The organism is Motilibacter rhizosphaerae (assembly GCF_004216915.1).
In the GTDB taxonomy this organism is placed as follows: Bacteria; Actinomycetota; Actinomycetes; order Motilibacterales; family Motilibacteraceae; genus Motilibacter; species Motilibacter rhizosphaerae.
In genome coordinates this window covers 513,557-531,801 of record NZ_SGXD01000002.1, presented here as the reverse complement: position 1 = coordinate 531,801, position 18,245 = coordinate 513,557, and the positions used below count along the sequence as shown (strand labels likewise).

The 18,245-nt window shown below is 75.7% G+C and carries 16 protein-coding genes and 1 pseudogene; 13 read left to right on the top strand and 4 right to left on the bottom strand.

The window, feature by feature from the left end:
* Positions 1–39: 39 nt before the first annotated feature.
* From EV189_RS07990 to cobC, 7 genes are read left to right on the top strand one after another with little or no spacing between them, the layout of a single operon-like run.
* A complete protein-coding gene (locus EV189_RS07990) occupies positions 40–1,131 on the top strand; it encodes a cobalt-precorrin-5B (C(1))-methyltransferase (RefSeq protein WP_130492946.1) in 1,092 nt (363 codons plus the stop codon).
* Positions 1,128–2,318, top strand: coding sequence for a precorrin-6y C5,15-methyltransferase (decarboxylating) subunit CbiE (cbiE, locus tag EV189_RS07985; RefSeq protein ID WP_130492387.1), 1,191 nt, complete (start codon positions 1,128–1,130; stop codon positions 2,316–2,318). Before EV189_RS07990 ends, cbiE begins: the two co-directional genes overlap by 4 nt.
* Positions 2,315–3,991 (top strand): precorrin-3B C(17)-methyltransferase, encoded by a 1,677-nt coding sequence (gene cobJ / locus EV189_RS07980; protein ID WP_130492386.1) that lies wholly within the window; start codon positions 2,315–2,317, stop codon positions 3,989–3,991. The genes cbiE and cobJ overlap by 4 nt, the downstream gene beginning before the upstream one ends.
* Entirely contained in the window at positions 3,979–4,158 is a 180-nt protein-coding gene (locus EV189_RS07975; RefSeq protein WP_130492385.1) for a 4Fe-4S dicluster domain-containing protein, read from the top strand. Before cobJ ends, EV189_RS07975 begins: the two co-directional genes overlap by 13 nt.
* On the top strand, positions 4,158–4,733 hold the full coding sequence (locus tag EV189_RS07970; RefSeq protein ID WP_130492384.1) for a precorrin-8X methylmutase: 576 nt from the start codon (positions 4,158–4,160) through the stop codon (positions 4,731–4,733). The genes EV189_RS07975 and EV189_RS07970 overlap by 1 nt, the downstream gene beginning before the upstream one ends.
* The gene (locus EV189_RS07965; RefSeq protein WP_130492383.1) at positions 4,730–5,635 is read left to right on the top strand and encodes a sirohydrochlorin chelatase; all 906 of its coding nucleotides are present in this window, start codon (positions 4,730–4,732) and stop codon (positions 5,633–5,635) included. The genes EV189_RS07970 and EV189_RS07965 overlap by 4 nt, the downstream gene beginning before the upstream one ends.
* Positions 5,622–7,406 carry an Rv2231c family pyridoxal phosphate-dependent protein CobC gene (gene cobC / locus EV189_RS07960; RefSeq protein WP_130492382.1) on the top strand — a complete coding sequence of 595 codons (1,785 nt, stop codon included), beginning with the start codon at positions 5,622–5,624 and terminating at the stop codon, positions 7,404–7,406. The genes EV189_RS07965 and cobC overlap by 14 nt, the downstream gene beginning before the upstream one ends.
* Here cobC and EV189_RS07955 read toward each other — a convergent pair.
* The gene (locus EV189_RS07955; protein WP_130492945.1) at positions 7,387–8,136 is read right to left on the bottom strand and encodes a putative protein N(5)-glutamine methyltransferase; all 750 of its coding nucleotides are present in this window, start codon (positions 8,134–8,136) and stop codon (positions 7,387–7,389) included. The genes cobC and EV189_RS07955 overlap by 20 nt on opposite strands.
* A gap of 159 nt (positions 8,137–8,295) precedes the next feature.
* On the opposite strand from EV189_RS07955, the gene EV189_RS07950 reads away from it, so the two are divergent.
* From EV189_RS07950 to EV189_RS07940, 3 genes are read left to right on the top strand one after another with little or no spacing between them, the layout of a single operon-like run.
* Positions 8,296–8,796, top strand: a complete 501-nt coding sequence (locus tag EV189_RS07950) for a single-stranded DNA-binding protein (protein WP_165400191.1) — start codon at positions 8,296–8,298, stop codon at positions 8,794–8,796.
* A gap of 53 nt (positions 8,797–8,849) precedes the next feature.
* Positions 8,850–10,526 (top strand): energy-dependent translational throttle protein EttA, encoded by a 1,677-nt coding sequence (gene ettA, locus EV189_RS07945; protein ID WP_130492380.1) that lies wholly within the window; start codon positions 8,850–8,852, stop codon positions 10,524–10,526.
* A 29-nt stretch (positions 10,527–10,555) separates the two neighbouring features.
* A complete protein-coding gene (locus tag EV189_RS07940; RefSeq protein WP_231116177.1) occupies positions 10,556–10,975 on the top strand; it encodes an acyl-CoA thioesterase in 420 nt (139 codons plus the stop codon).
* A 510-nt stretch (positions 10,976–11,485) separates the two neighbouring features.
* On the opposite strand, the pseudogene EV189_RS07935 reads toward EV189_RS07940, so the two are convergent.
* From EV189_RS07935 to EV189_RS07925, 3 genes and pseudogenes are all read right to left on the bottom strand, one after another.
* Positions 11,486–12,688 (bottom strand): annotated as a pseudogene (locus tag EV189_RS07935) (arginine deiminase); the annotation flags it as partial.
* 29 nt (positions 12,689–12,717) lie between these two features.
* Complete coding sequence (locus EV189_RS20965; RefSeq protein ID WP_269204179.1) at positions 12,718–13,740, bottom strand: methyl-accepting chemotaxis protein; 1,023 nt, start codon at positions 13,738–13,740, stop codon at positions 12,718–12,720.
* Between the two features lie 74 nt (positions 13,741–13,814).
* On the bottom strand, positions 13,815–14,696 hold the full coding sequence (locus tag EV189_RS07925) for a sensor domain-containing diguanylate cyclase (protein ID WP_130492377.1): 882 nt from the start codon (positions 14,694–14,696) through the stop codon (positions 13,815–13,817).
* Positions 14,697–14,999: 303 nt separating this feature from the next.
* Between EV189_RS07925 and EV189_RS07920 the strand changes: the two genes are divergently transcribed.
* The 3 genes from EV189_RS07920 (at position 15,000) to EV189_RS07910 (ending at position 18,240) form a co-directional block, all read left to right on the top strand.
* Positions 15,000–16,451: a DEAD/DEAH box helicase gene (locus tag EV189_RS07920; protein WP_231116176.1), complete on the top strand. Its 1,452-nt coding sequence runs from the start codon at positions 15,000–15,002 to the stop codon at positions 16,449–16,451.
* A gap of 68 nt (positions 16,452–16,519) precedes the next feature.
* Positions 16,520–17,431 carry an ABC transporter ATP-binding protein gene (locus EV189_RS07915; protein ID WP_231116175.1) on the top strand — a complete coding sequence of 304 codons (912 nt, stop codon included), beginning with the start codon at positions 16,520–16,522 and terminating at the stop codon, positions 17,429–17,431.
* Entirely contained in the window at positions 17,428–18,240 is an 813-nt protein-coding gene (locus EV189_RS07910; protein WP_196788538.1) for an ABC transporter permease, read from the top strand. The genes EV189_RS07915 and EV189_RS07910 overlap by 4 nt, the downstream gene beginning before the upstream one ends.
* Positions 18,241–18,245 lie beyond the last annotated feature (5 nt).

Sequence of the window (18,245 nt, the reverse complement as noted above, 5' to 3'; positions counted from 1 at the left end):
CAGGGGCCCGAGCTCCGCGAGCCCGACCTGCCGCGCACGATGAAGCAGCGTCCCCAGGCGCTGCGTACCGGCTGGACCACGGGCACCTGCGCGTCCGCCGCCGCGAAGGCGGCGGCCACCGCCCTGCGCGACCAGGCGGCCCCGGAGGTCGTGGAGGTCGCGCTGCCCAGCGGCAACCGGGTGACCTTCGTCGTCGACTCCTGCGAGGTGTCCGCCGAGCGCGCGACCGCGGTCGTCGTCAAGGACGCCGGTGACGACCCGGACGTCACGCACGGCGCGCACCTCACCGCCACGGTGAGCTGGCTGCCGGTGCCCGGCGTCGAGCTCGAGGGCGGGGTGGGCGTCGGTGTCGTCACCAGGCCCGGCCTCGGGCTGGAGGTCGGTGGTCCCGCCATCAACCCCACGCCCCGTGCGATGATCCGGCAGGCGGTCGAGGAGGTCGTGGGCGACCGCGGCGCCCGGGTCGTCGTCAGCGTCCCCGAGGGCGAGCTCATGGCGCGCAAGACCACCAACGCCCGGCTCGGGATCCTCGGCGGCATCAGCATCCTCGGCACCACGGGGATCGTCCGGCCGTTCTCCACCGCATCCTGGCGGGCGAGCGTCGAGCAGGCCGTGTCCGTCATGGCCGCCCAGGGCGAGACCACGCTCGTGCTCGTCACCGGAGGCCGTACGGAGAAGGGCGCGATGGCGCTGCTGCCCGAGCTGCCCGAGGTCTGCTTCGTCGAGGTCGGCGACTTCACCGGTGCCGCGCTGCGCCGTGCCCGCGAGAACTCCCTGCAGCGCGTGGTCTTCGTCGGCATGGTCGGCAAGCTGTCGAAGCTCGCCGCCGGCATCCTCATGACGCACTACACCCGCTCGAAGGTCGACCTCTCGCTGCTCGCGGACGTGACGCGCACCGCCGGGGGCAGTGACGCCGTCGTCGCCGAGGTCGTGGCCGCGAACACCGCGCGGCACGCGTACGAGCTGTGGGAGCAGGCCGGGATCCTCGAGGCCGCAGGCACGCTGCTCTGCCGCCGGGTCGCCGAGGTGCTCGAGCGCTTCACCGAGCAGGCGCTCGCGGCCGACGTGGCGATGGTCGACTTCACCGGCCGTACGGTCGTTGCGGCCACCCGCGAGGAGTGGGCGGCGTGATCGCGGTCATCGGGCTCGACGGATCGCCCCCGAGCGGTGATGCCCTGGCGCTGCTCGAGAAGGCCACCCTCGTCGCCGGCGGACAGCGCCACCTCGACGCGGTGCCCGTGCCGCACGGCGCTCGCCGGGTCGTCATGGGGGACGTCACGCGTGCGCTGGAGGAGGTCGAGCGGCACGCCGCCGATCCCACTGGTGGGCCGGTGGTCGTGCTCGCCAGTGGGGACCCGGGGTTCTTCGGCATCGTCCGGGCGCTGCGCGAGAAGGGGCTGCGGCTCCGCGTGTTCCCCGCGCTGTCCTCCGTCGCGCTCGCGTTCGCGCGGGCGGGGTTGCCCTGGGACGATGCGGTGGTGGTCAGCGCGCACGGTCGGGAGCTGCGCCGTGCTGTCAACGTCTGCCGCGCCCGTCGCAAGGTCGCCGTGCTGACCGCTCCCGGCTCCGGCCCCGCCGAGCTGGCGGCCGGGCTCGCCGGAGTGCCTCGCACGCTGCTCGTCGCCGAGCGCCTCGGCAGTGCGGACGAGCGGGTCGTCGAGGTGCCGGCCGCGCGGGCCGGCGAGCACGACTGGGCCGAGCCCAATGTCGTCCTCTGCCTCGCGCCGGAGGAGTCGCGGCGCGGGTGGGTCTTCGGCGCTGCGGCGCCCGAGGGCTGGGCGCTGTCCGAGGACGAGTTCGCCCACCGCGACGGCATGGTCACCAAGTCCGAGGTCCGCGCGCTCGCCCTCCCGCGCCTCGCCCCCGCTCCAGGGCGGCTCGTCTGGGACGTGGGGGCCGGCAGCGGCAGCGTCGGCATCGAGTGCGCGCGCTTCGGCGCCGCCGTCGTCGCCGTCGAGCGGGATGCCCAGCAGCGGGCGAGGATCAAGAGCAACGCGGAGCGGCACGGGGTGGAGGTCCAGGTGGTGGCGGGAGAAGCGCCTGCAGCACTGCAGGACCTGCCGCGACCCGACGCCGTCTTCGTCGGCGGTGGCGGAGTCCCGGCGGTGGCGGCGGTGGCGGAGGCTGGCGCGGAGACCGTCGTCGTCGCGCTCGCGGCGCTCGACCGCTTCGGGCCGGTCAAGGAGGCGCTCGAGCAGGCGTCGTACGCCGTGGCGGGCTCCCTCGTCTCGACCTCGCGGCTCGCTCCGCTGCCGGACGGGTCGTCGCGGCTCGCGGCGGCGAACCCCGTGCTGCTGGTCGTAGGACGTGCACGGTGATCGGGCTCGTCGCCGTCACCGCTGCGGGCCGCCGGGCCGCAGCGTCGGTCGCCGAGGCGTGGCCGGAGGAGACGCGCCACTACCCGCGTCCCGTCGCCGACGCGCTGCGCCAGGCGTGGGGCGAGTGCGACCAGGTCGTGGCCTTCCTCGCCGTCGGCGCCGCGGTGCGCCTCGTCGCGCCCCTCCTGCACGACAAGCACACCGACCCCGGGCTCGTCTGCGTCGACGAGGGCCGGCGGCACGCGGTGGCCGTGCTCGGCGGCCATGCCGGCGGGGCGAACGCCCTGACGCACCGCCTCTCCGCCGTGCTCGGCACTGAGCCCGTGGTGACGACGGCGACCGACGCCACGGCCGTCCCGGGGCTCGACACCCTCGGCTGGCCGGTGGAGGGGGCGGTGGCCGCCGTGACCCGCGCGGTCCTCGACGGCACGCCCGTGCGCCTCGCCTCCGACGCCACGTGGCCGCTGCCCGCGCTGCCCGCCAACGTGGGGGAGGACGGCGAGATGGTCCTCGCCGTGACCGACCGGGAGCTGCCGCTCGACGGCCGCACCGCGGTGCTGCGGCCCCCGTCGCTGGTGCTCGGCGTCGGGTCGAGCCGCGGTGTCGCCGCCGAGGAGGTGCTCGCACTCGTCGACGCGGCCCTCGCAGAGGCCGGTCTCTCCCCGGCGTCCGTGGGCGTGCTCGCCACGGTCGACCTCAAGGCCGACGAGGAGGGCATCCTCGAGGCGGCCCGCTCGCGGGGGTGGGCCGTCGAGGTGCACCCCGCCGCGGTGCTCGCCGAGGTCGAGGTCCCCAACCCCAGCGCCGTCGTCGCCGCGGAGGTGGGCACCGCCTCCGTCGCGGAGGCCGCCGCGCTCGTCACCGCCGGATCCGGCGCAGAGCTGCTGGTGCACAAGCAGAAGTCGCCCATGGCCACCGTCGCCGTCGCCCGGCGCCGCCCCCGCGGCCGGCTCGCCGTGGTGGGCCTCGGTCCCGGCGCCCGCGACCTGCTGACCCCGCGGGCCGCGGAGGAGCTCGCCCGGGCCTCCGTCGTCGTCGGTCTCGACCAGTACCTCGACCAGGTGCGCGACCTGCTGCGTCCCGGCGCCACCGTGCTCGCCAGCGGCCTCGGTGACGAGGAGGCCCGGGCGCGTACCGCCGTCGAGCAGGCGCAGCTCGGGCACGCCGTCGCCCTCATCGGCTCCGGCGACGCCGGTGTGTACGCCATGGCCTCGCCCGCGCTCGACGTCGCGGGCGACGACATCGACGTCGTCGGGGTGCCGGGCATCACCGCCGCCCTCGCCGCCTCCGCACTGCTGGGTGCGCCGCTGGGGCACGACACGGCGTACGTCTCGCTCTCCGACCTCCACACCCCGTGGGAGGCCATCGAGCGCAGGCTCAGGGCGTGCGCCGACGGCGACTTCGTCGTCGTCTTCTACAACCCGCGCAGCCGGCAGCGCGACTGGCAGCTCGGCACCGCGCTCGAGATCCTGCTGTCCCGCAGGCCGTCCACGACGCCGGTCGGCGTCGTGCGCAACGCCAGCCGCAGCGACGAGGCCGTCATCGTCAGCACCCTGGCCGACCTCGACCCGGCCGACGTCGACATGTACTCCCTCGTCGTCGTCGGCAGCAGCAACACCCGCATGGTCGCGGGGCGCATGGTGACACCGAGGGGCTACAAGTGGCAGCGCTGATCGCGCAGGTCCGCGCCTGCCAGGGGTGCGGCGCCTGCCTGCTCACCTGCCCCGAGCACGCGATCCGGCCGCAGGGCAGCACGCTCGTCGTGCTGGAGCGGTGCAGCGGGTGCGGCGAGTGCGTGGAGGTGTGTCCCGTGGACGCGATCGAGCTGGTGGCCCGCTGATGCCGCGCACCGTGCACCCCATCGAGGTCGAGTCGTACGCGCGGATGCGCCGCCGGGTCGACACCTCGGCCCTGCCCCCGCTGACCCGCGCCGTCGTGGAGCGCATCATCCACGCGAGCGCGGACCCCGCGTACCTCGACGACGTCGTCACGGACGAAGCCGCTCTGCAGCAGGGCTTCTCGGCGCTGGCCGACGGCGCCACGATCGTCGTCGACGCCGAGATGGTCGCCGCGGGGATCACGACGAGGGCCAGCGTCTGCCGCGTGCGGCAGGCCGTGGCGTCCGCCGGCCGGACGCGCTCGGCCGAGGGGTTCCGCCTGGCGCTGCAGGAGGTCGGCCCCGGCGCGGTGTGGGTCGTCGGCAACGCGCCGACCGCGCTGGTCGAGCTGCTGGCGCTCGACGCCCGCCCCGCGCTCGTCGTCGGTCTCCCCGTCGGCTTCGTCGGCGCCGTCGAGTCCAAGCAGGCCCTGCGCAAGTCAGGACTGCCTGCCATCAGCAACATCTCGGAGAAGGGCGGCTCCGCGGTCGCCTCCGCCGCCGTCAACGCCCTGCTCTACCACGAGGAGCCCGCATGACCCGCCCCCCGCTCTTCGTCGTCGGCCACGGCACGCGCAGTGCCGAGGGTGTGGCGCAGTTCCAGGCGCTCATCGAGCGGACCGGCCGGCTGCTCGCCCCCCGCGGGATCCCCGTGCGGGGCGGCTTCATCGAGCTGTCGCCGCCGCCGGTGCGCGACGTCGTCGCCGAGCTGGTGGGTGCCGGTCACCGCCACCTCGTCGCCGTCCCGCTTGTGCTGGTCGCCGCAGGGCACGGCAAGGGGGACATCCCCGGCGCCATGCAGCGCGAGCAGGACCGGCACGCCGGCCTGACCTACGCGTACGGCCGACCCCTCGGCCCGCACCCGGTGCTGCAGGACGTCCTGGAGACGCGCATCGCCGCGGTCGCCGGCGACCTGCCGCGCGAGGACACCGCGGTCGTGCTCGTGGGGCGCGGGTCCACGGACCCCGACGGCAACGCCGAGATCGCCAAGGTCGCGCGACTGCTCTGGGAGGGTCGTGGCTACGCGTTCGTCGAGCCGGCCTTCATCTCCCTGGCGCGGCCGAGCGTGCCGGAGGGGATCGAGCGCGCCCGGCGGCTCGGCGCGAAGCACATCGTGGTGGCGCCGTACTTCCTCTTCGCCGGCGTGCTGCCCGACCGGATCGTCGAGCAGACGCAGGCGTACGCCGCCGAGCACCCCGACCTCGACGTCCGCGTCGCCGGGCTGCTCGGCGACTGCGACGAGCTGGCGGGGCTCGTCGCAGAGCGCTACGAGGAGGCGCTGCGCGGGGACATCCGGATGAACTGCGACACCTGCATCTACCGGATCGCCATGCCCGGCCACGAGCACCGCGTCGGTGCGGCTCAGGCGCCGCACGACCACCCCGACGACAGCACGCACTCCCACGGGCACGAGCACCCCCACGCGCATGCCCATGGGTGAGGCTGCGGCCCTGCGCCACCACGGTGACCGGGACGCGGTGCCGGGGCTCGTCGACCTCGCGGTCAACGTGCGCCCGGACGGCCCACCGCCGTGGCTGCACGCGCGCATCGCGGCGTCGCTGGGACGGCTCGCGGCGTACCCCGACACCGCGGTGGCGCGGCAGGCCGTGTCCCGCCGCCACGGCCGGGCGGCCGCCGAGGTGCTGCTCACCTCGGGCGCGGCCGAGGCCTTCGTGCTGCTCGCCCGGATCCTCCGGCCGCGGCACGCGGTCGTCGTGCACCCGCAGTTCACCGAGCCCGAGGCCGCGCTGCGGGCAGCAGGACATGCGGTGCACCAGGTGGTCCTGCCGCCGCCGTTCGTGCTCGACCCTGCCGCGGTCCCGGACACCGCGGACCTCGTCGTCGTGGGCAACCCCACCAACCCGACCTCGGTGCTGCACCCGGCCGACGCCCTCGCGGCGCTCTGCCGCCCCGGGCGCGTGGTCGTCGTGGACGAGGCCTTCGCCGACACCGCGCCGGGGGAGCCGGAGTCGCTGGCCGGACGGCAGGACCTGCCCGGGCTCGTCGTCATCCGCAGCCTCACGAAGACCTGGGGGCTCGCGGGGCTGCGCGTCGGCTACCTGCTGGCCGATCCCGGCCTGGTGCACGAGCTCGGCGAGGCGCAGCCGCTGTGGTCGGTGTCGACGCCGGCCCTCGTCGCGCTCGAGGCGTGCAGCGGGCCGGACGCCGTGCGCGAGGCCGAGGACCGCGCCCGGGCGATCGGCGCCGACCGCGAGCAGCTCTGCGCTGCGCTCGCCGCCGTCGAGGGCGCCCGGGTCCACGAGGGCCAGTCGACGTCGTTCGTGCTGCTGCAGGTTCCGGGCCGCCCGGACGTCCGGGAAGCGCTGCAGGCCCAGGGCTTCGCCGTACGCCGTGGCGAGACCTTCCCGGGACTCGGCTCGGACTGGATCCGCATCGCCGTCCGCGATGCCGCGACCAACGACGCGTTCGTCGCGGCGCTGCGGGCGGTCCTGGCGGGCGAGTCGCGGGAAGCCCTGCCGCCGCGCGGATCTGTCGCGCTGGTGGGCGGTGGCCCGGGGGACACCGGGCTGCTGACCGTACGCGGCCTCGCGCTCCTCGGCGCCGCCGACGTCGTCGTCACCGACCGGCTCGCACCGGCGGTGCAGGGGCTCCTCGCTCCCGGCGCCGTCGTGCTGGACGCGTCGAAGGACCCCAACGGCCGCAGCGTGCCGCAGGAGGAGACCACCCGGATGCTCGTCGAGCACGGGCTCGCGGGTCATCGGGTCGTGCGGCTCAAGGGCGGTGACCCGTACGTCTTCGGCCGGGGCTTCGAGGAGCTCCAGGCGTGCCGCGCGGCCGGCCTGCCGGTCGAGGTCGTCCCCGGCGTCACGAGCGCGCTGGCGGCGCCGGCGGCGGCTGACGTCCCCGTGACGCACCTGGGCCTCGCCCAGGAGTTCACCGTGGTGTCGGGGCACCTCGCGCCCGGCGACCCGCGGTCGACCGTCGACTGGCCGGCGCTGGCGCGGCTGCGCGGGACGCTGGTGCTGCTCATGGCCGTCGACCGGCTGGGCGCGATCAGCGACGCCCTCGTCGAGCACGGCCGGGACCCGGAGACCCCGTGCGCGGTCGTGGCGGAGGGGACGCTCGAGTCGCAGCGGGTGGTGCGCGCGCCGCTGGCCGGGCTCGCGGCGGCGGTGACCGGGTCCGGCGTACGCCCTCCGGCCGTCGTCGTCATCGGGACGGTCGCCGGGCTCAGCGCCTCCGGCCGCTGACGACCGCGCTGCCCCACTCCTCGCTGAGATCCACGTCGGCGTGCAGCCCGGCCGCCTCGAGCAGGGCGACGGCCGCTCCGGCCTGCTCCTCGCCCGTCTCGACGAGCAGGGTCCCGCCCGGCGCCAGCCACTCGCGTGCTTCCGCCGCGATGCGCCGGTGCACGTCGAGCCCGTCGACCCCGCCGTCGAGCGCGAGCAGGGGCTCGTGGTCGCGCGCCTCCGGCGGCAGGGTGGCGACCGCACCGCTGGGGACGTACGGCGCGTTGGCGACGAGCACGTCGACCCGCCCGCGCAGCTCCGGCGGGAGCGCCGCGCAGAGGTCCCCCTGGTACGCCGTGCCGACCCCCGCGAGGTTCCCCGCCGCGCAGGCCACGGCGACCGGGTCGAGGTCGGCGGCCACGAGGCGCACCCCCGGGACGGCCCGCGCGACGGCGAGCCCGAGCGCGCCGGAGCCGCAGCAGAGGTCGACGACGACCGAGCCCGGGCGGGCGAGGACGGCAGCGTGCTCGACGAGGTGCGCGCTGCGCTGGCGGGGCACGAAGACGCCCGGTGCCAGCGCGACGCGCACGCCGGCGAGCTCCGCCCAGCCCAGCACCTGCTCGAGCGGCTCGCCCACGACGCGGCGCGCCACCAGGGGCTCGAGGTCGCGGCCGTCGGCGAGGAGCAGCCGCGCCTCGTCCTCGGCGAACACGCACCCCGCGGCGCGCAGCCGGGCGACGAGGTCGGGCACGTCCACCGTCCCAGTCTGCCGCGCTGTCCACAGGGGCTGGTCGTGCCGCGGTGACCGCTTGTCCCCAAGAGGGGCTCCCGCCCTGTCCGTACGCGGTGGTCGCGCCGCAGCCTCGTGGAGCGGGCGGCGAGCGGCGCCGCCCGGCGAGAGGAGCGGACCGTGAACGACGCGTACGTCACGCTGGTGGGCAACCTGACCTCCGACTGCCGGCACGGCGAGACGGAGGAGGGCGTGCCGCGCACGAACTTCGGGCTCGCGCACACCCCGCGCCGGAGGCTGCGCGACGGGTCGTGGGCCGACGGCGACACGACCTTCTACAGCGTCACCTGCTGGCGCGACCTCGCGGTCAACGCGGCCAACTCGCTGCGCAAGGGCGACCCCGTGGTCGTCCGGGGGACGCTGCGCTCCCGCGAGTGGACCAGCGGCGAGCGCTCGGGCACCGCGCTCGAGCTGAGCGCGGACACGGTGGGGCACGACCTCTCGCGCGGGTCGACCCACTTCCGCCGGGCCGAGCGCAAGGAGCGCACCGCCGAGCCGGAGGCGGTGGCCGCGCTGCCGGTCGAGACGATCGACGCGGCGGAGGCGGCGGACGCCGTGGGCGGGCTGCGCGGGGGCACCCACCAGGGCGAGCTGGTCGGCGCGGCGGCGGCTGGCGGCTGAGCGGCGGGGCGCGGTCGCGGGGCGGGGTGCCGGCGGAGCCCTAGGCTGTAGCCATGGCGGAGTTCATCTACACGATGCGCAAGGCGCGCAAGGCGCACGGCGACAAGGTCATCCTCGACGACGTGACCCTGTCGTTCTTCCCGGGCGCCAAGATCGGGGTCGTCGGCCCCAACGGCGCCGGCAAGTCGAGCGTGCTCAAGATCATGGCGGGGCTCGACCAGCCGTCCAACGGCGACGCGATCCTCACCCCGGGGTACTCCGTCGGCATCCTGCTCCAGGAGCCGCCGCTCAACGAGGAGAAGGACGTCCTCGGCAACGTCCAGGAGGGCGTGGCCGAGACCAAGGCGATGCTCGACCGCTTCAACGAGATCGCCGAGCTCATGGCGACCGACTACAGCGACGAGCTGCTCGCGGAGATGGGCACGCTGCAGGAGCAGCTCGACCACCGCAACGCGTGGGACCTGGACTCGCAGCTCGAGCAGGCGATGGACGCGCTGCGCTGCCCGCCGCCGGACGCCGACGTCACCCTGCTCTCCGGCGGTGAGCGGCGCCGCGTCGCGCTGTGCAAGCTGCTGCTCGAGGCGCCCGACCTGCTGCTGCTCGACGAGCCCACCAACCACCTCGACGCCGAGAGCGTGCTGTGGCTCGAGCAGCACCTCGCGAAGTACGCCGGCACGGTCGTCGCGGTCACCCACGACCGGTACTTCCTCGACAACGTCGCGCAGTGGATCCTCGAGCTCGACCGCGGGCGCGCCTACCCCTACGAGGGCAACTACTCGACCTACCTCGAGACCAAGGCCTCGCGGCTCAAGGTCGAGGGCCAGAAGGACGCCAAGCGCGCCAAGCGGCTCAAGGAGGAGCTCGAGTGGGTGCGCTCCAACGCGAAGGGGCGCCAGGCGAAGTCCAAGGCGCGCCTCGCCCGCTACGAGGAGATGGCGGCGGAGGCCGAGCGGACCCGCAAGCTCGACTTCGAGGAGATCCAGATCCCGCCGGGCCCGCGCCTGGGCTCGGTCGTCGTCGAGACCGAGCACCTCACCAAGGGCTTCGGTGACCGGACGCTCATCGAGGACCTGTCGTTCTCGCTGCCGCGCAACGGCATCGTCGGCATCATCGGTCCCAACGGCGCGGGCAAGACCACGCTGTTCAAGATGCTGACGGGGGAGGAGCAGCCCGACTCGGGCGCGGTCCGCGTCGGCGAGACGGTCAAGGTCTCCTACGTCGACCAGGGCCGCGGCGGCATCGACCCGAAGAAGACGCTGTGGGAGGTCGTCTCCGACGGCCTCGACTTCATCCACGTCGGCCAGGTCGAGATGCCCTCGCGCGCCTACGTCAGCGCGTTCGGCTTCAAGGGCCCCGACCAGCAGAAGCCCGCGGGCGTGCTCTCCGGCGGTGAGCGCAACCGGCTCAACCTCGCCCTCACGCTCAAGGAGGGCGGCAACCTGCTGCTCCTCGACGAGCCGACCAACGACCTCGACGTGGAGACCCTGACCTCGCTGGAGAACGCGCTGCTCGAGTTCCCGGGCTGCGCGGTGGTCATCTCCCACGACCGGTGGTTCCTCGACCGCGTGGCGACGCACATCCTCGCCTACGAGGGCACCGAGGAGCAGCCGGCGAAGTGGTTCTGGTTCGAGGGCAACTTCGAGTCCTACGAGGCCAACAAGGTCGAGCGGCTCGGCGCCGACGCCGCGCGCCCGCACCGCATGACCTACCGCAAGCTCGGCCGCGACTGAGCCCGCACCCGCACAGCCCGGGAGCAGCCGTGCCCCTCCACCGCGTCCGCGTGCCGATGCGGTGGGGGGACATGGACGCCTACCAGCACGTCAACAACGTCGCCTTCCTCGGTTACCTCGAGGAGGCCCGCATCGACCTGCTGTTCCGGGTGGGCGCGGACGCCGGCGTGGCGGCGCTGCGCGAGGGCCTCGTCGTCGCGCGGCACGAGATCGACTACCTCGCCCCGCTCGTCTGGCACCCCCGGGGCATCGACGTCGAGGTGGGGGTCGCGACGGTCGGCGGCGGGTCCTTCGAGGTCGCCTACCGCGTGCACGACGACGCGACGACCTACGCCCGGGCCCGCTCGACCCTCGTGGCCTACGACCTCGCCGCGGGCAGGCCGCGCCGGCTCAGCCCGGCCGAGCGCGCGTTCGTCGAGGCGCACCGTACGGAGCCCGAGACCCCCTGACCGCTGCTCGCGGCCGGCCCGCAGCCGGTGCGCCGGTGCTGCTCGCCCGGCGCGCCCTGCTGCGCCCGCCGCCTACAGGTCGTCCTGCGCCAGCCGGGCGGCCGTGTCGCCGTCGGCGCCGCGCCCGAGGTTGTCGGCCTCGTCGACCGAGATGTACTCGGAGGGCGCGCCGGCCACGGGCGCGGGCGCGATGTCGCCGCTCTGGTCCGACCCCGAGACCGGCGAGTCGCGCGGCGCGTCCGCGCCGATGGTGGAGTCCGGCACCTCACGGGCGTAGCCCTCGTGCGGGGCCGCGTCCTCCGCACTGCCGCTGCCGTCGTCCGCGCTGGAGGCCCGGACGGACGCAGGTCCGATGTCCCCGCCCATGTCGTGGAGGCGGGACTCGTCGACGGCCCCGTCCGGCACGCGGGTGGCGGAGTCGTCGGGCATCTCGTCGGGTGCGTGCTGCTCGCTCATGGACCAGACCGTGCCCCGGCCGGACCCCGCCCGAACCCCCGGCACCCAGCTCGCCAGCGGCTCGCGCTCCAACGGGCACGACATGCAGCGCGGGCCGCCCCTCCCGCTCCCGAGCTCGCTGCCCGCGATCCGGACCACCTCCACGCCCGCCGCTTCGAGCCGGTCGTTGGTGCCGGTGTTGCGCTCGTACGCGACGCAGACCCCCGGGGCGAGGGCGAGGGTGTTGTTGCCGTCGTCCCACTGCTCGCGCTCCGCGACGACCGGGTGGAGCATGCCGGTGTCGATGACCCGCAGCTTGTCGAGGCCCATCGCGGCGGCAGCGGCCTCGAGCAGGGGCGCCGGACCCTCGACCCGCAGCCCGCCGCCCTCGGCGGCGGTCACCGTGTGCGCGACCAGCCCGTCGGCCGCGCCCGGGTACATCACGACGGTCTCGGCGTCGACCATGGTCATCAGCGTGTCCAGGTGCATGGTCGCGCGCCGCTGCGGCACGGGCACGGCGAGCACCGTGCTGACGAGCCCCCTCCCAGCCGCGTGCCGGCCCAGCAGGGCGCGCGCCAGCCGCTCCACGCCCGCAGCGGTCGTCCGTTCGCCCGTGCCGACCGCCACGACGCCGGGCGACAGGAGCAGCACGTCACCACCCTCGAGCGGCTCGTCGCTCCGGTCGTAGAGGTGCCCCGTGCCCGCGAAGCGGGGGTGGTGGGTGAAGACGAGCCGGGTCAGCGCCGTCTCCCGGCGGCGGGCGGGCATGGCGAGCCGGGTGACGGCGACCTCCGACCCGACCCAGACGCTGGAGTCCCGGGTGAACAGCAGGTTCGGCAGCGGCGCGACGAGGAACTCCTCGGGCGCGAGCAGCCGGGCGACGAGGCCGTCGCCGGCGTCCAGCTCGTCGCGGGCCAGGCCGGCCACGAGGGCGGTCGCCAGGTCCCGGGGGTGCAGGCCGTGCAGGTGCGCACCGACGCGCGCCGCGAGCACGTCGCCCAGCCGGCCCGGCGCCAGGGCGGAGGCGACGGCCTCCTCGCGCGCTGCTGGGACCGCGAGCGCCTCGGCGAGCAGCTCGCCGAGCAGCAGCACCTCCACGTCGCGCCGGCGCAGCTCCTCGGCGAACGCGTCGTGCTCCTCCTGCGCGCGGGACACCCAGGGGACCCCGTCGAAGAGGAGGGCCCCGCTGTTGCGCGGTGTGAGGCGGGCGAGCTCGAGGCCGGGCCTGTGCAGCAGCACGCTGCGCAGCGGGGCCACCTCGCTGTCGACGTAGGGCACGGGGGCGGCGTACCCGCCGCCGAGCGGTCCTAGCGCCCGACGCCCGGCGGGCGCTGCTCCAGCACGCCGTACCAGCCGAGCCCGCGGTAGGTCTCGTACCCCGGCGTGAGGCAGTAGCCGACGACCGTGCCGTCCGCGCGCCGGTAGTGGCCCTGCTTCCCGTGCACGTCGAGCGCGACGACCTCCTCGAGCTCGCCGCCGCCGCTGCTGGCGGCGAGCACGCGGGCGGCCGAGTCGACCACGAGGCAGCGGGTGCGCGTGCGCTCCTCGTCGCCGAGCGGGATGCCCGCGAGCACGGCGGCGGCCTGCGGCTCCCAGTCGAAGAAGATCCCCAGCGCACCGACGACCGCCCCGTCGGCGGCGCCGCCCGCGCGCACGGCCGTCGCGTACGTCGCCACGGCGCGCCCGCCCAGGGCGGGGTTGCGCTCGACGTCGACGACCGCGAACTCCTCGCCGCTGCGCGTGGCGACGGCCTGGCGGAACCACGGCTCGCGCGAGACGTCGAGCCCGGCCACGGGGTGCTGGCCCGGCCGACCGCTGGCGATGACGCGACCGTCGGCGTCGGCCAGCCAGAGGTCGAGGTAGACGGTGTACGAGTCGAGGATGACGCCGAGCCGCGCGCTCGCGTGGGCGCGGTCGCCGTGCGGGGAGCACGCCGCGACGACGGCGGCGTCGGTCGCCCACCAGCGCACGTCGCAGGAGCGCTCGTAGAGGTTGCGGTCGACGATGTCGATGGCCATCCGGGCGAGGTCGGCGAGCCGGGTGCCGCGCACGTCCGCGACCAGCTGGTCGCCGAGCTCCTGCAGCCGGGCCACGCGCGTCTCGAGCTCGGCGGTGAGCGTCCCCGTCAGCTCGTCCACGGTCCGGCTGACCGCCCCGACCTCGTCGGCGACGACCCCGAAGCCCAGCCCCGCGCTCCCGGCGCGGGCGGCCTCGATCCGGGCGTTGAGCGAGAGCAGCTTGGTCCGCGCGGTGACCGCGGTGATCCCCGCGACGCCCTCGCGGGTGACCTCCGCGAGCTCGCGCGCGAGCTCGGCGACGCGTTCGGGCACGGCGCACCTCCTCGACTGGCCCCGTACGTCGGTCATCGGCCGTCCGCCGCCCGGCTTGAGCCCGTCCCCGCACGTCAGCGCCGGCCCGCCTTCGCCCGGAACATCGCCTCGTCCGCCCGGCGCAGCACCTCGTCCGCGTCGTCGCCGGGCCGGCCCATGGCGATGCCGGTGCTGACCCCGAGGCGCAGCGCGCCGTGCTCGACGAGGACGGGCTCGGCCATCGCGGTCTCCACCCGGCGCGCGATGGCCCCGGCCGACGCCGCGGCGCGCGGTCCGGCGCACACGACGACGAACTCGTCGCCCGCCAGCCGACCGACGGTGTCCCCGGGGCGTACGCAGCGGCGCAGCCGGCGCGCGACCTCCACCAGCACCGCGTCCCCGACCACGTGGCCGAAGCGGTCGTTCACCCGCTTGAACGCGTCGACGTCGAGGAAGAGCAGGGCGACCGAGACGTCGCCGCGCGACGCGGCGGCGAGGGCGTGCGCCAGCCGGTCCTGGAGCAGGAACCGGTTCGGCAGCCCGGTGAGCGGGTCGTGCGCCGCGCGGTACGCGGCGCGCACCTCGCTCTGCTTGCGCTCGGTGATCTCGAGGTACGACAGCAGCGCCCCGCTCCCGCTCAGCAGCGGCACGGCCGACGCGCTGAACCACAGCCGGCCGAGGGGCGTGTCGCAGGCGACGTCCATGGTGAACTCGCGGGTCACCCCGTCGAGCACGGCGCGCACACCGGCCGCGGCGAGGGCCGCCTCGCCGGCCGCCGCCCCCTGCGCGCGGGCGCAGACCCCGAAGAAGCTCGTGCCCGGGCCGCACTGCGCGCCCCCCGCGCGCTCGGCGAACTCGCGCCAGGCCCGGTTCACCAGCAGCACGACGCCGTCGGCGTCGAGCACCGCGACCTGCCCGGGGAGCGACTCGAACACGGCGTCGAGCAGCCCCTCGCTGGTCGTGCCGGTCCCGGGCACCGCCGCCCCCCTCCGTGCGGCGGGAGCACCGGTACCGGCGACGTCCCGCGCCGCTGATCATGGGCCTGTCGGCCGGCAGGGCGGAAGTCCTGCAGTCCGCTCCTCCGCCGTCCGGAGGAGGGGTGGGCGGCTGCTGCGGCGTCCGCGCAGCGGTGCGGCACGCCTGCGCCCGCCGGGCGGATCATGCACAATGGTGACGAGGACGCCGCACTGCTGCGCGTCCGAGGTCGTCGCACCGCCCACCGGGGCGGGTTCCCATCGTCGGGCAGCGCGCGCAGCGGCCACACCCGATGAGGACGTCCCTTGACGCAGTCCAGCATGCCCCCGCGCCAGCACGCCCCCCGCCCGTCCGGGCGCGGCTCCGGCCCCCGCCCCACGGGTGGCCGCCCGGTCCCCGCGGCGCGCACCGCTCCCACCGGCCAGCGCGCCCCGCGCCCGGCCGCCCCCCAGCCGGGCGCGCAGCCCGCCGCGCAGCCGGCGGTCGCGGAGCTGCCGACCCGCACCTTCGCCGAGCTCGGCGTGCCCGCCGCGCTCGCCGCCGAGCTGGTCCGGCAGGGCAAGACCACGGCCTTCCCGATCCAGACCGCGACGCTGCCGGACTCCCTCGCCGGGCGCGACGTCCTCGGCCGCGGCGCGACGGGCAGCGGCAAGACGCTCGCGTTCGCGCTGCCGCTGGTCGCCCGTCTCTCCGGCGCCCCCCGCAGCCGCCCGAGCACCCCGCGCGGCCTCGTGCTCGTGCCGACGCGCGAGCTCGCCAACCAGGTCGCCGACACGGTGGCGCCGCTGGCGACCGCCGCCGGGCTGCGCACCACGACGATCTTCGGTGGCGTCCCCCAGGGCCGCCAGGAGCGCGCCCTCCAGGCCGGTGCCGACATCGTCATCGCCTGCCCGGGCCGGCTCGAGGACCTCGTCCGCCAGGGCCTGTGCGACCTCGGCTCGGTCGCGGTGACCGTGCTCGACGAGGCCGACCACATGGCCGACCTCGGCTTCCTGCCCGGCGTCAAGCGCCTGCTGGACAAGACGCCGGCGCGTGGCCAGCGGCTGCTGTTCTCGGCCACGCTCGACAACGGCGTGGACGTGCTCGTGCAGCGCTACCTCACCGACCCCAAGCTCCACGCCGTCGCGCCGCCCGTCGCGCCGGTCCAGACGATGGAGCACCACGTGCTCGAGGTCGTCGAGGAGGACAAGGGCGCGGTCGTCCGCGAGCTCGCCTCGGGCCTCGGGCGCCGGGTGCTGTTCACCCGCACCAAGCACCAGGCGAAGAAGCTCGCCAAGCAGCTCACCGCGGCCGGCGTGCCCGCCGTCGACCTGCACGGCAACCTCTCGCAGAACGCCCGCGAGCGGAACCTCCAGGCGTTCTCCGAGGGCGGTGTCCGCGTGCTGGTGGCGACCGACATCGCTGCGCGCGGCATCCACGTCGACGAGGTCGAGCTCGTCGTCCACGTCGACCCCCCGGCCGAGCACAAGGCCTACCTCCACCGCTCCGGGCGCACCGCCCGGGCGGGCGCGAGCGGCGCGGTGGTCACGGTGATGACGCCGGACCAGCGGCGCGACGTGCAGCTGCTCTCGCGGCAGGCGAAGATCACGCCGGCGCAGCACCGGGTGCGGCCCGGCGACCAGGTCCTCGCGGGCCTCGTCGGCGAGCACGCCCCGCTGGTCGTGCCGCAGCCCGAGCCCGTCGTCCAGCCCTCCGCGCCGCGCCCGCCGCGCGCGGGTGCCGGCCGCCCGCGCCGCGGGGGCCCGCGCAGGGGCTGAGCGGAGGAGCGGCAGCCGGGGCGGAACTCGGCTGCACTCCGTCGGTGCCCCGCCGTAGGGTCGGCGCCGTGACGACGCGAGCGGCGATCTCCCTGTCCGGCGTGCGCAAGGCCTTCGGCAGCGTGCAGGCCGTCGACGGGCTCGACCTCGAGGTGCCGGAGGGGTCCTGCTTCGGCCTGCTCGGGCCCAACGGCGCGGGGAAGTCGACGACGATGCGGCTGCTCACGGCGCAGGCCCTCGCCGACGCCGGGGAGATCCGCGTGCTCGGGCTCGAGGTGCCGCGCGAGTCCAAGCGGGTGCGTGCCGCGATGGGCGTCGTGCCGCAGCGCGACAACCTCGACGAGCAGCTCTCGTGCGAGCAGAACCTCCAGGTGTTCGCGCGGCTCTACCGCGTCCCCCGCCGCGAGCGCGACGCGGCCGTGGCCCGGGCCCTGGGGGTCGCGCAGCTGACCGACCGCGCGGACACCCGCGTGGACAAGCTGTCGGGCGGCATGCGCCGCCGGCTGCTCATCGCCCGCGGGCTGGTGCACCGTCCGGCGCTGGTGCTGCTCGACGAGCCGACCGTCGGGCTGGACCCGCAGGTGCGCCAGGAGCTCTGGTCGCTCATCGACGGGCTGCGCGCCGAGGGGGTCACCGTCCTCATGTCCACGCACTACATCGAGGAGGCCGAGCGGCTCGCCGACCTCGTCGCCGTCGTGGCCGCCGGCCGGGTCGTCGCGCAGGGCCGGCCGGCGGACCTGCTCGCCGAGCACGCGGGGGAGCGGGCGTACGAGTACTACGGCCCGCCGCACCGGCTCGAGGAGGTGGCCGAGCGCGTGCACGGCGCGGGCCTGCCGACGCGCCGCACGGGGCCCTCCGTGTCGGTCCTGCGCGCGGAGTCGATGCCCGCCGAGCTCGCCGAGCAGCTGGGCGAGCGGCTCGAGCGGCCGGCCAACCTCGAGGACGTGTTCGTGGCGCTGACCGGGGAGGTGGTGGCGTGAGCACGGAGACGGCGGGAGCCGCACGCACCGAGCCCGCGCGGCTGCGCGCGGTCGAGCTGCCCGCCCTGGCGGGGGTGTGGCGGCACGAGGTGACGCTGTTCACCTACTACTGGCGCTCGACCAGCTTCTCGGCGGTCGTCGAGCCGACGATCTACCTGCTGTCGTTCGGCACCGGGTTCGGCTCGCTGGTCGGCCGCATCGCCGGCTACCGCTACATCGAGTTCCTCGGCACCGGCGTGGTCGCGACCACCGCGCTGTTCGTGTCCGCCTTCGCCGGCATGTTCCAGACCTTCGTGCGCCGGGTGTACCAGCACGCGTACGACGCGCTGCTCGCCGCACCCGTCGACACCCACGAGGTCGTGCTGGGGGAGGCGCTGTTCATCGCGGTCAAGGCCGGGGTCTACTGCCTCGCGCCGCTGGCCGTCGCGATGTGCTTCGGGCTGGACCCCGCACCGGGGATGGTGCTCGTCCCGCTCATCGGCTTCCTCACCGGTCTCGGGTTCGCGCTCGCCGGCATCCTCGCGAGCGCGCTGGTCCCCTCGATCGACTCGTTCAACTACATCATCTCGGGCGTCATCACCCCGCTGTTCCTCGTGGCGGGGACCTTCTTCCCCGTGTCGCAGCTGCCCGGCTGGGCGCAGGGGCTGGCCACGCTCAACCCGCTCTACCACTGCGTGGAGCTCGTCCGGCACGCGGTGTTCGGCCTGCACCCGCTCGCCGACCTGGGCCACGTGGCGGTCCTCGCGCTGTTCGCGCTGCTCGCGGGCTGGCTCGCGGTGTGGCGGATGAGGGCCAAGCTCGTCGACTAGGCCGA